This is a genomic window from Mucilaginibacter sp. 320_HR, from assembly GCF_059691875.1.
Genome location: NZ_JCAWAI010000003.1, coordinates 391,004 through 403,384, shown reverse-complemented (window position 1 = coordinate 403,384; position 12,381 = coordinate 391,004). Strand labels below are relative to the sequence as shown.

The 12,381-nt window shown below is 45.8% G+C and carries 7 protein-coding genes; 1 reads left to right on the top strand and 6 read right to left on the bottom strand.

The window, feature by feature from the left end:
- Positions 1-118 precede the first annotated feature (118 nt).
- The 6 genes from AC59GT_RS12280 to AC59GT_RS12255 form a co-directional block, all read right to left on the bottom strand.
- Positions 119-520 (bottom strand): hypothetical protein, encoded by a 402-nt coding sequence (locus AC59GT_RS12280; RefSeq protein ID WP_497237909.1) that lies wholly within the window; start codon positions 518-520, stop codon positions 119-121.
- A gap of 211 nt (positions 521-731) precedes the next feature.
- Positions 732-2,993: a GH92 family glycosyl hydrolase gene (locus tag AC59GT_RS12275; protein ID WP_497237908.1), complete on the bottom strand. Its 2,262-nt coding sequence runs from the start codon at positions 2,991-2,993 to the stop codon at positions 732-734.
- A 17-nt stretch (positions 2,994-3,010) separates the two neighbouring features.
- Positions 3,011-5,086, bottom strand: coding sequence for an alpha-L-fucosidase (locus tag AC59GT_RS12270; protein WP_497237907.1), 2,076 nt, complete (start codon positions 5,084-5,086; stop codon positions 3,011-3,013).
- A 4-nt stretch (positions 5,087-5,090) separates the two neighbouring features.
- Positions 5,091-7,385: a family 20 glycosylhydrolase gene (locus AC59GT_RS12265; RefSeq protein ID WP_497237906.1), complete on the bottom strand. Its 2,295-nt coding sequence runs from the start codon at positions 7,383-7,385 to the stop codon at positions 5,091-5,093.
- Positions 7,385-10,057 (bottom strand): glycoside hydrolase family 2 protein, encoded by a 2,673-nt coding sequence (locus AC59GT_RS12260; RefSeq protein ID WP_497237905.1) that lies wholly within the window; start codon positions 10,055-10,057, stop codon positions 7,385-7,387. Before AC59GT_RS12260 ends, AC59GT_RS12265 begins: the two co-directional genes overlap by 1 nt.
- Positions 10,058-10,079: 22 nt before the next feature.
- Positions 10,080-11,525, bottom strand: coding sequence for an alpha-L-fucosidase (locus tag AC59GT_RS12255; protein ID WP_497237904.1), 1,446 nt, complete (start codon positions 11,523-11,525; stop codon positions 10,080-10,082).
- 194 nt (positions 11,526-11,719) lie between these two features.
- Here AC59GT_RS12255 and AC59GT_RS12250 point away from each other — a divergent pair, with 194 nt between their 5' ends.
- Positions 11,720-12,352, top strand: a complete 633-nt coding sequence (locus tag AC59GT_RS12250; protein ID WP_497237903.1) for an RNA polymerase sigma-70 factor — start codon at positions 11,720-11,722, stop codon at positions 12,350-12,352.
- Positions 12,353-12,381 lie beyond the last annotated feature (29 nt).

The following is a 12,381-nucleotide window of genomic DNA, read 5'->3' as shown; positions in this document are numbered from 1 at the left end:
AGTATGTTTTTGCAGCGGCAAAGTTATGGTTTTATGCGAAGTATGCTAAAGCCGGAAGGGTAATCTTTTTGGTACATTTTGGAAGGCTCGATGAAATACAACATCTAAATTCTGCCTATTATTGTATACCGGTCATTTCACCTGCTATTTGAATAGCAAGCACCAGGTTGCCAATTACGAACACTACTACGGCTACTACTATCCAGGTTCCTATAATATTTTTAGACTTCGGCAGTTTATCAAATTTTTTTACATATTTCTTCCATGTAGTATCATGGAGAAACGCAAAATAGTTAATTAAAAATAATGTTAAAACTGGGATTAATGTTGATAACGATAGTAAAACAAAGGTGTCATGACTATCAATGAATTCCCGATAGTAAAATTTCAAAGCTAAAAGAAAGAGCAATTCCAAACTTTGAATAGCCAAAGTGGCTGTAAAATCACTCGGAAATATAGATGGGGACCATTCACCAAATTTGTAGAACTTGTAAAATAAATAATAGTAAGCATTTTTCATAAACACAAGTGTATACTAGTAAGTACTTAATTATTCTTATACATTGTATTTACAAAGCAGGCTTGCGAGTATAGAAAGGCTGCCTTGAAAGTTAATTAACTAAATTAGTCTTCTGACACCGGCTGCATGCCAATGGAGAAGAAGCATTGTCTTTATAGTACCTGTAAAAACCAATAGCCAGATGATTCTTTAGGAAAAATCTTCTTCATACCTAATTAATCGACTTCGGCCGGCTTGCAGCCGATGTTCCAAAGCTTGTTGGCTTACCTGCCATGGTAATTACCAGTTCGCCGCCGGCAGACAGCTCCCGGTGCGGAAGGTAGTTAAGGGTGTAGGGCTTACCGTTAAGTGTAATGCCTGCAATATATTTGTTTGCAGCGCTGTTATTCTTAACCACTACATGGAACTTCTTACCAGCAGGTAAATTAATGGTTGCTTCATTAACCGTTGGGCTGCCAAATACGTACATGCCGTTTGCCGGATTGACCGGGTAAAAGCCTAATGCCGACAATACATACCAGGCAGACATCTGCCCCACATCCTCATTGCCTATTATACCGTCAGTTTTGGTGGTATAAAAGTTATTAAGGATGAAACGCACCTTGTCTGCCGTTTTCCAGGGCTGGCCCACGTAAGCGTACAGGTAAGTAATATGATGGCTGGGCTCGTTGCCATGCGCATACTGCCCGATAAGCCCGGAGATATCAGGCGAGTGTTCCTTGCCCAGGTCGCCCTGCACGATGAACAGCGAGTCGAGTTTAGTTATAAAGTGCTTTTCGCCGCCCTGTAAGGCTATCAGTCCTTCTACGTCATGCGGCACCAACCAGGTGTATTGCCATGCATTTCCTTCGGTAAAGTCATCCTGCTCATGTCGCGACTCAAACGGGTTAAAAGGCGTGCGCCACTGCGTTGCAGATACCCTGCCCCGCATAAAGCCGGTTTGCTTATCAAAATAGTTCTGGTAGTTTTTTGCGCGTTTGCTAAAGTATTCGTAATCGGCCTGCTTGCCCATTTTGCGTGCCATTTGCGCAATGCACCAATCATTGATAGAATATTCAAGGCCCATAGCAACGTTCTCGCGTGTGCTGTCTGCCGGTATAAAGCCCAGTTCTTTCACAAACTTAAGCCCGCGCATATTCTGCATTTGTGTGGTTTTCACCGCCTCGTAAGCAAGATTAGCATCAAAGCCTTTAAATCCTTTTAAATAAGCATCGGCCACCACAGCTACGGCGCTATTACCCACCATGGTGTTGGTCTCGTTAGCCATCAGGTGCCACACGGGCAGCCTGCCCTGCTGCTGGTAAATAGCCAGCATGGTGTTGATCATATCGCTTACACGCTCCGGCTCCATAATGGTATACAGCGGATTGGCTGAGCGGTAGGTGTCCCACAAAGAAAATGTAGTTAGATTTTTAAAGTTTGCTGCCTTATGTACCTGTTTGTCGGTACCCCAATAGTCGCCATTCACGTCGTTAAAGGTTGACGGCGCTATCATGGTGTGGTACATGGCGGTGTAGAACTTCTTCAGCTGCGAAAGCGAATCTGCCTTTATGGTAATCTTGTGCAGCTCTTTGTTCCAGGCGGCAGTGGCCGCTGCCGATACTTTGTTGAAATCCCATCCGGGTATTTCACTATTGATGTTGAGCAGCGCATTTGCCGTACTCACGGGGGAGACGCCCACCTTAGCATAAACTATTTCGCCTGCTGCTGTAGCAAAGCTTAATGCGCCTTTAACCTTCTTACCGGTAAGCGTGGTGCCTTTGACGAGGGCTGTACTGTCGTAAACCGCAAAGTTTTTGATTGCTTTTGAGAAAACGGCTGTGAAGTAAACGCGCTGATCTCGTGCCCAACCTCTCGAGTAACGGTAACCCTCAATGGTGTGATCATTCACTTGTTTTATATAGGTTTCCGTAGCGCGGTCGGCAATGCCTTCTGCAAGATCTATAATGATGTGCGCATCAGTAGCCTGCGGGAAAGTATACTTGTGCATCCCTACGCGGCTTGTTGCGGTAAGTTCTGCCTTGATGCCATAGCGCTTAAGCTTTACACTATAGTAGCCGGGGCGGATCACCTCATCCTGGTGACTGAACAAAGAGAAATAGCCGTTCCGCGAATCTTTTAACGTGCCCTTGCTTACGATCACCTTGCCGGTTGTTGGCATAAATGAGACATCACCCAGGTCGCCGATGCCGGTTCCGCTCAGGTGCGTGTGCTGAAAGCCAACGATGGTAGAGTCGGAAACGTGATAACCCGAGCACCAATCCCAGCCTTGCGACAATTGTGTTGGCCCAAGCTGTACCGCGCCAAAAGGCAGGTTTGCGCCAACAAATACGTGCCCGTGAAATCCTGTGCCTATTGTTTGGTCTACATAGCGGGTAAGGTCGGTGTTAACTGCTGCGGCTTTTTTTACCTGCGCCGATGCCTGGTTGCTTAGAAACGCGAGTGCTATAAATGCTATAAACTTGTTCTTCATGGGAGTGATAAAATGTTCTACCGTACGCCTAATTCTGCTATGCTGATGCCTTCACCGCTGATTAGTTTGGTAGCTGTAAATTTAATATACCTGGCTTTTACAGCAGCGCGCAAAGGTACAACCTGTTCTACAGGGTTCGATCTGATGTTTGAAAATTCGCCGGTAGCTACGTCCTGCCAGGTATTGCCGTCGGTGCTTACTGCAAAGGTGTAGCCGCTAACCATGCCTGTGGTATTTTTGTCCTGCCTTGGCAGGTAGGTAAATGAACTGATATTATGCTCTTCGCCCATATCTACAACAAACGTGTTTGATGGAGCGGCAACGTAACTGCTTTCGTTTTCGTCAATAGCAGCGGCTGCATTATCCGCTTTGGTTATTGGCTGCCATTTTTCTTTTGCAAAGCCGAACCGGGCTACGGTGCTTTCGCTCTTGCCTGTCCCTTCAAATGCGGCAGCCCTTACCTCACCGCCAGCGGTAAACATAATTGGTTTACTAAAAACAGGGGAGGAAACAGTTGGCGCAGAGCCATCTGTTGTATAATGGATGCTGCTCACCGGCGCTTCGGTATAAATGTTTACTTCGCCCTGTTTGTTGCGCTTAATCACCGGGGCAACCAAATGTACAGGCTCTTTAAACAAGCCAAAATCGCTTATCGCAATAGCGACTGGCGACTTGGTGATCCTCAGCCTTAGTTTGCTGGTTGTAATGTTGTAGGGTAAGCGTACCAACCGGTTAGCGCCAATGCTGGGCACCGCTGCAATTTCTTTCCAGGCACCGTTAATCCATGCGTCGAAGGCTGCGCCTTCTATCCGCTGACCCACCTTAATGTTCTCCCGTATACGGATGACGTTGAAGGTTTTAGCTGTATGCAAGTTGATTTCCAGAGTAGGGGTGGTAACCTTATCATCAGTAGCCCAGTAGCTGTAGCGGCTGTTATCGGTCAAAAATGTAGTGCCAAATTTAGCCGCGCTGTTGCCACGTATATTACTTGCCTTAAATGATGCTCCTTTTGCCAGGTTAACGGCAAATGTCGCTTTTATAATGCCACCGAAATCTTTAAGTATTTTTACGTCCTCATCGGCTATCACACCATCTTTATTTGGCGACAGGCCAAGATCCAGGCAGGCGCCACGGCCAACGCTTTTGTAATACAGGTCTGCCAACGTATAAGCCGAGCGGGATTGCCCATCCTGCGACTCGTGATAGAACCAGCCGCGGCGTAAGGGTACATCACATTCGGCAGGCATCCAGTATTTGCCGTTGCGTGTGCCTTCAGTTCCCTCGTAATCTTTAACAAAGCCGTTTGCGGGTACCTTGCCTTCCTCTGGTGCGTGCGGCGTGTAGGTTGCCCAATAAGTTTCGCCTGCGTGGCCTTCCTCGTTTCCTACCCATCGCACATCGGGCCCAACATCGCCAAATATAGACGCGCCCGGCTGCATTTTACGGGTAATGCCCCAGGTGGTGTCCCAACCATAGTAGGTAGAACGGTCTATCTTGCGCACCTCGCGTGTGCCGCCGTAATAGCCGTCGCCTCCGTTAGCGCCGTCGTGCCACGACATAAACAACGGGCCATAGTTTTTGTACAGTTCACGCAGTTGCTCGCGGTAAACTTTAGTTAAAAATTCGGGTTTGCCGTAAAGAGGGTTGTTCCTGTCCCACGGCGAGCAGTAAACGGCCATTTTCATCCCCAGCTTGTTGCAAGCTTCCTGGTATTCTTTTAAAATATCACCCTTGCCGTTCTTGTAAGGGCTTTTGCTGATGTTATGCTCTGTGGTCTTTGTTGGCCACAGGCAAAAGCCGTCATGGTGTTTTGCCACCACAACAATCCCCTTAAAACCGCCTGCTTTAGCAGCGCTCACTATTTGCATAGCGCTAAAGTTTTTAGGGTTGAATATGGCAGGATCCTCGTCTCCAAAGCCCCACTCTTTATCTGTATAGGTGGCCATGCTGAAATGCACTATGCAGTACATATCTGTTTCCTGCCAGTTTAGCTGCCGTTGTGTTGGTAATACGCCATAAGGTTTAGGTGCCTGCTGTGCCGTTACGTTTAAACCAGCCGCCAGCAGAGCGGCAAATAAAAGACTTTTCTTCATTTGGTTAGTGTTGAAACCAGTTTGACGGAACCGGCGCCGGCGTGCTGCCATTTACGCTATATTTTAATCCCAATGCAAAGCCGCCACCGCCTTCAATAAAGTCGAGCGCGAAGGGCTGCAAGCCTTTGCTTAGTGCAACCTGGCCGTTCTTTTCAATTGCAGAGTGGTTGCCGTCGTTATCTACCACCATGCGGTCGGCTATTTTTAGCACGCCGCCATCGTCGCAATTAAGGTAAAAGGTATAAACGCCGGTTGAGGGTACATCGATGTAGCCCCGGTAGATTATGGCAAATGACGGCGCGGTAGCGGATGATGGTACTGCGATGGTGTTTGTTGTAAAGGTACTATCCGGCTTAGCCTTGCTGATAAGGCTGGTCTGTTTAAAGAAGGCCTTGTAATAAGTAGCTGTTAAACCAGGAGCAGTGACTGTGGCACTTTGTGCCGGGGCGTAAGTTTGCTTATTGTAATTGAGGGTGTAAATATCGCCGCGTGAGCCTGATGGTGTAAAAGCGGCTACCTTTATGGTTTGCGGAGCTGTAATGACAAGTTTGTCGCCAAGTTCTTTTGATGATGCCGACGGCAAACTGCCATCTGTAGTATATCGCAGCTGCATTTCTTCCATTGGCTTTTTGATGCTCAATGTGTCTTTATCGGTAAATACATTTTCAGTAACCATGTTTGGCAGATCGGGCAAGCGGTAATGTACATTAAGCTTATCCAATCGTTTGTAATGGATGGCAAGGCGTTTCAGGTAGGAGTCATATCCGTCGGTGTTGCTCGTCCACAGCCTTTCTGCAAGCGCGGTCATTCTTGGCATGTACATGTAATCGGCCCTTTTCTCGGTTGGGATGCGCTCACTCCAAATGTTTGCCTGTGCGCCAATTATTGCTTTTGCTTCCTGCGCATTAAGTTTGGCAGGGATAGGGTTAAAATAATATACTTTTGAAACTGAATACTGATCGGGCTGATTATCAAAATACAATGGCTCGCCAGGTGTCATAATCACAGTGTTGCCGTTTTTAGCCGCCTTTACCGGTGCATCGGGCACCCAGCCACGCCAGTACATGATGATAGCCGTCGGACTGATGCCGCCTTCTATCACTTCATCCCAGCCAATCAGTTTGCGGCCTTTAGAATTGAAGTATTTTTCCATCCTGTTGATAAAATAGCTGTGCAGCCCGGGCAAATCTTTAATGCCCTCTTTTGCCATGAAGGCTTTTACCACGTCCGACTTAGCCCAGTCGGTACGATCAACCTCATCGCCTCCAATGTGGATGTATTTGGATGGGAAAATAGCCATAATCTCGTCAAATACATTCTGTGCAAACTCATAAGTGCTTTCGTTAGCCGGGCAGATGGGCTTGGAGAACAACTCGCCGAATTTGTTTTCGCCATTACAAGTGAGAAAAGGGTAGGAGTTGATAGCCGCCATCATGTGGCCAGGCATGTCTATTTCCGGAATAATATCGATGTGTTTTGCAGCTGCATAGCCTACAAGGTCTTTTAGCTGTTGTTGGGTATAGAAGCCACCATAAAGCGTTTTTCCGTTTTTGCGGATGATATGTTTCGTGTCGATCGCAAAATCAGGATTGTCTTTTGCCAGTTTCATGCAAGCCGAGTCCTGATTGTTGAAAGTTCTCCAGGCTCCTTCAGAGGTAAGCTTGGGGTATTTTTTGATCTCCACTCGCCAGCCCTGGTCATCTGTAAGGTGCAAATGAAACTTGTTCATCTTGTAGAGTGCCATAACATCAATGAACTTGCGCAGGTAGTCTATAGAGAAAAAGTGGCGGGAAACATCCAGGTGCATGCCACGCCAGGCATAAGCAGGTTGGTCTGTAATAGTTAAAGATGGTAAACTAAGCTGTTTCGCTTTTAACCCTTTGCCCTCTATGTTGGTCGGCAAAAGTTGTCTTATTGTCTCCACAGCGCGAAAAGCTCCCGTTGGCGTACGGGCAGCTATTATAAGTTTTTGTTGGTCAATGGTTAGTTTATAACCTTCTTCTGCAGTAATCGCGTCATTGTACTTAAATGAAATTATTTTACCAGTGGTTGAGGAGGCCTTTTGCAAAGCAATTCCGAGTCCTTGTTTCATCAGTTTGTTGAACTGAACCACCTCATTGCTGAATTTGCTGTCTGCTGATATACGTGTTGCCGCTGTAATGACAAATGTGCCGCTGCGGGCAGCAAGCGAAGTTGGATACGGAATAATAGAGTACCGTGCATCCTGTGCTTTCAACGGGCCGTTAATTAAGCAGACGCTAATTATTACAATAGCAGCCTTGTAAAAAGGTATTTTCATTAGTTGGCTATATTGATGAGATGTGCATTATTACCCGCGGTGTTCCACCCATCTACAGTTACAGCAAGTTTATTCTTGCCTTTATTCGGGTAATCTATAATTATTTTCTTCTCTTCGCCGGGTAACATAGATATATAATTGTTGTCATAAAAAGCAGGCAGCGCCCTTTCTTTAGTCCCGGCATCTACCAGCGAAATGCGGTTAAAGAAGGATATAACTGCGTTCTGTTTATTATGAAGTGTAACTTCTACCTGGCCGGGCTTTACGTAACGTGCCGTTGCTGTCAGTTCGTCTTCCTTCATCTTTTGCAGGCCACTGTAATCGCCATTTTTGTCAGCCATCCAGTACAAGTTCTCTGATAGTACTTTTTTATCAGTGTCTAACAATTGTAACGACAGGAAAGCGCCCTCTTTAGCAGCCATTTGGTCAATAACGTTTTTAACGGATAGCACCCGCTTGGTTGATGCGGGTACAATGTCGCAAAAAACCTGCGTTATCAGCTTTTCTTTTCCGGACATGTCATAGGCCTTTACCACCAGCATCATGCTGCGCATAGGTTTATAACCGTTGTTAGCCAGGGAGATCATGCCATTTACAGGATTGTACATTACATGCAATGGTTCGCTGCCATTGTGAAGGCCATACAAGCAGGCATTGGGGTCAAGATAATAATCGTACATCTGTCCACGCATGGCCGTCCACGGGTTTTGTGTTTTCCAGATAATGAATCCTGTATACCAGTCCCACATATGCGAGGTAAAGCCTTCAGCCAAGCCGCGGTATTGGTCGTAGTTCACCAGCTGTGCTTTTTTGGCGAAATCAGCAGCGTTTTTAACTTTTCCGTACTTGTTAATGCTGGTATCATAACCAATGTATTTGTGATAATTCCAAACGCTGTCCGTCTTGCTTCTACGGGATGACTCGTCATACTCCGGTGCTATCATGTTTTTTGCCGGGATGAAGCGCTTAAGGGATTCTTCGTCGTTTATGCCCACTGAGCCAACCTCCGAGTTGAAGGGATAAGTTTTAAACTCCCAAAACACTGACAAAGGCTGTATGCCATATGGGCCATCGCCATTGCCGCCTAAGGTATTGCGCGACATTTCTTCCGAGTTAGAGTAATCTACAAACCAGCGGGTGTTATCCAGCCTAGGCAGTATATCTTCTTTAAGCGCCACCAGGATGTCCTCAGGCGGTGTGATCTCGTTGCCACCGCACCAGATAGCCAAGGAGGCATGGTTGCGTACCATCTTGATCTGGTCTTCTGCAGAACGCAGGAACAAGGCATGATCATCGGGGTATTTGCGTCGGGTCCATTGGTCATCCCTTTTCATAGGATCTATCCAGCGGCCATTGCAGTCTCCCGATCCCCACAGGTCCTGGAAAACCAGTATGCCATAGCGGTCGCAGGCGTCGTAAAACTCAGGGCGTTCTATCATCGCCCCACCCCAAACGCGTATGAGGTTAAGATTCATATCTCGGTGAAAGCGTACCTCGGCATCATACCGGAGGTCAGACAGGCGTAGCATGGCATCAGATATTACCCAGTTACCACCTTTGATGAACACGCGCTGGCCGTTCACTGCAACTTCGCGGCTGCCTGTGTGGTCGTTCCAGCTGGTTTGTATCTCACGAACGCCGACTTTCAGTGATTGTACATCTGAAGCAGCTTGGCCTTTCGGCGTGAACTTTACCTTAATATTATATAAGTTTTGCGAGCCATAGCCGTTGGGCCACCAAAGTTTGGGGTTTTGCAGGAAATAATCAGGCAGTTTTATGGTTGTTGCAGAATTGGGCTTTAACGTAATGCTTTTTGTTACCATAGTGCCGGCAATGTCATAGCTTAAGACGCCGCTGACGGTACCCGCAGTTGGGTTACTAAGTTCCGATTCAACCTTTATAGTAACTGGCTTTTGCGAACCTTCCGGTTGCCTGATGCCCGGAACATTGGTGATTACATGTGTGTCGTTAATGCGTACAGCACCTGTTTTGTGTATGGTTACCTTGTCCCATATACCGGTATTGCGGTCACGAACAGGTTGTATCCAGTCCCAGCCGGCGGTGTATTGCAGGCCTACGTTACGAGCAATGGTGCCGTCGCCACCCTGACCGCCATTGGCATTGCCCAGTACATCCGGCGGGTGTACCAGTACTGCCAACTTGTTGTTGCCATCTTTATTCAGGTACGATGTTATATTGAAGGAAAACCGCAGAAACATGCCTTTCTGCACGCCTTTATTGAGCTTATGCCCGTTCAGGAAAATGTCGCAGCTGTAATTAACCCCGCGGAAGTCGAGGTATACCTGGTTGCCTCCAGCAGCAGTTTCGTTAAACTCTTTTACAAACCAATAGGTGTAATAGTCGGCACCGGTTTTATAAATGTCGGGTATCCGCTCGTTATTCATCCCATAAAAAGGGTCGGGCACTTTCTTGTTGTTCAGGAGAGTTGAAAGCACTGTTCCTGGAACTGTCGCAGGCATCCAATTGGCTGTGTTTATTGCCGCGGTTGATACCCTGGTTCCGTCAGCACTTACCTCTTTTACCGGCGCGCATTTCCAGCCCGAGTTTAGCTCGTAACCGGATTGGGCTTCGGCACTGTTTGACAAGAAAATTATGGTGATTAAAAAGCTGATTGAAGCACTTAAGTACGTCACGCGGGTTTTGTTATACATTATGGCTGTGAGAATTGGAATATTAATAGGAGATTTTGAAAACGGCAGCTTGTGTAAGGTTGTTTTTGGCTTGTAAGTTAGCCGGTATAGAAATATTAACAACCCCGTTAGTTAGCTTCCACTTTAATTTCTGCTTGCTGCCAAGCAGTGTGACAGCTTTTATTTTGCTTATATCTTTTAAGTGCAGTGTAATAGTGGCAGGTAGATCAACGGCATCCCTTGTTGAGCTATAGAATGCATATAGGTTGTTGTTGTTTAAAGTTTTAGTATAGTATATATTACCTTCGGAATATGGCGCTACAGAAGTGGAGTTGTAAATGCCTTCTCCGTTTATCTTTATCCAATCGCCAATTTGCTGAAGGCGGCTGTACGCAACCGGATCCCAGTCGCCGTCCGGCCCGGGGCCGATATTCATGAGCAGGTTGCCACCGCGGGATACGATCTTGATCAGCAGATTTACTACTTCATTAGCGGTTTTGTATTTGTCTCCCGGCACATAGCTCCATGAGTTGCCCATGGTGATGCAGCTTTCCCATGGGTGGTCCAGCGGTTCGCTGGGCACCTGCTGTTCAGGGGTAGTATAGTTTTCATACTGCCCGGCTACTGTACGGTCTACCACTATTAAGCCTGGCTGTTTTTGCCTTGCCATAGCAGCTATCCTGGGCATATCTATATCCTGGTTAAAAGTTATTGCTTTTTGCCAGTCTACGGTTGTATCTATCGTGCTTTTCGGGCGTACCCACCCACCATCCAGCCAAAGTATATCTACCTTGCCATAGTCTGTCATTAACTCACCAATTTGGTTGTAAGTAAAGTCTTTAAACATCTGCCATTTTTCGGGGTGCTTTGCAGGATCATAATTTACATTGCGGTCCTTTGGTGGGAAGTAAGGCCACCAGTAATCTTCCGAGTGCCAGTCGGGCTTGGAAAAATATGCGCCTATCATAAAGTTATCTTTGGAAAAAGCCTTGAAGATCTCTTTGGTGACGTTGCTTTTAGGGTTTGACGAGAAGGCAGTTTTAGCACTTGTTACCTTATAGTCGGTTTGTTTAGTATCAAACATAGAAAAGCCGTCGTGGTGTTTGGTGGTAAACACCACATATTTCATTCCTGCATATTTAGCAGCTTTCACCCACTTTTCCGGATCAAATTTTACCGGGTTAAAAGTGGTTTGTAAATTTTCGTAGGCTTTTTTGTAGGTGTTATAATCGGAGCTGTAAGGGCCTTTGCGTTGTGTCCAGCCTTCATCTTCGGGGCAAATGCTCCAGCTTTCTACTACTCCCCACTGGCTGTAAGTTCCCCAATGCATAAATAACCCAAACTTTAGTCCCTGCCATTTTTTTAGGTTAGCTTTTACAAGGGTATCAGTTGGGGCTACATAGCCTTTAGACATTTGATGTTCCTGAGCCAGAGCGTTTCCGGTACAAAAACCAAGCATCAGCAAAAATAAGAATTGAGTTTTTTTCATGATTAGTATTGAAGAGGCGAACACTGATATTGACAATCCTGGCGACTGTTTTGCCTACAAGCAATTTTAAAATATTTTAAAATGTTTAATCTCTTGTTGCTGTTTTTATAAAAGTTAAATAATTTTATCCTTTTTGTTATGGAATTGTTACATTGCATTTTAATTGTACCAAACACATTTAACTGCTGTATATCTTGAAAATAAACAGACCTGATATTTCAGAATTATGGATGCAAGTTTGTTCGACTGACGACCTTAAGGCTTTCGAATACATCTTTCATACACTGAACACCAAGCTGATAAAATTCTGTATATTTTACGTTAAACAAAAAGAAGCTGCAGAGGACATAGTCTCCGATGTGTTTATCAGGTGTTGGGAAGGGCGTAAAAATCTTGCAGATATTACCAGCCTCGAAACATACCTTTTTGTTGCAGTAAAAAACCAGTCGTTAAATTACATAAAAAAATATTCAAGTATCCACCTGGTCCAGGCGGAAGAGTCTGACGGTGTTGAGCTGGTGAATACCAACGATCCTGAAAAGGAACTGGAGCGCAAAGAACTTCATTTTATCCTGGATAGGGCTATTTCGTCTTTACCACCACAGGCTTGCCTGGTTTTCCGCCTGATTAAGGAGGATGGCCTGCGGTACAAAGAAGTAGCGGAGATATTGAACATCTCCCCACGTACAGTTCAAACACAGCTTTTCAGAGCAATTAAAAAGCTGAGCTTAATATTGGTGTCACATCAAACATTTGCAAAACGCCTGTCTAAGAAGGGGATAGTAATTGATGCAAGTGCAAATGTTGACCATCAAGACAATTTTTAAATTTTTTTTCAGAGACTGTAGGCAATTTT

Excerpts from the sequence above, each read along its gene's own strand:
- AC59GT_RS12265 (WP_497237906.1), bottom strand. The coding sequence starts at position 7,385 with ATGAAAATACCTTTTTACAAGGCTGCTATTGTAATAATTAGCGTCTGC.
- AC59GT_RS12280 (WP_497237909.1), bottom strand. The coding sequence starts at position 520 with ATGAAAAATGCTTACTATTATTTATTTTACAAGTTCTACAAATTTGGT.
- AC59GT_RS12260 (WP_497237905.1), bottom strand. The coding sequence starts at position 10,057 with ATGTATAACAAAACCCGCGTGACGTACTTAAGTGCTTCAATCAGCTTT.
- AC59GT_RS12275 (WP_497237908.1), bottom strand. The coding sequence starts at position 2,993 with ATGAAGAACAAGTTTATAGCATTTATAGCACTCGCGTTTCTAAGCAAC.
- AC59GT_RS12270 (WP_497237907.1), bottom strand. The coding sequence starts at position 5,086 with ATGAAGAAAAGTCTTTTATTTGCCGCTCTGCTGGCGGCTGGTTTAAAC.
- AC59GT_RS12255 (WP_497237904.1), bottom strand. The coding sequence starts at position 11,525 with ATGAAAAAAACTCAATTCTTATTTTTGCTGATGCTTGGTTTTTGTACC.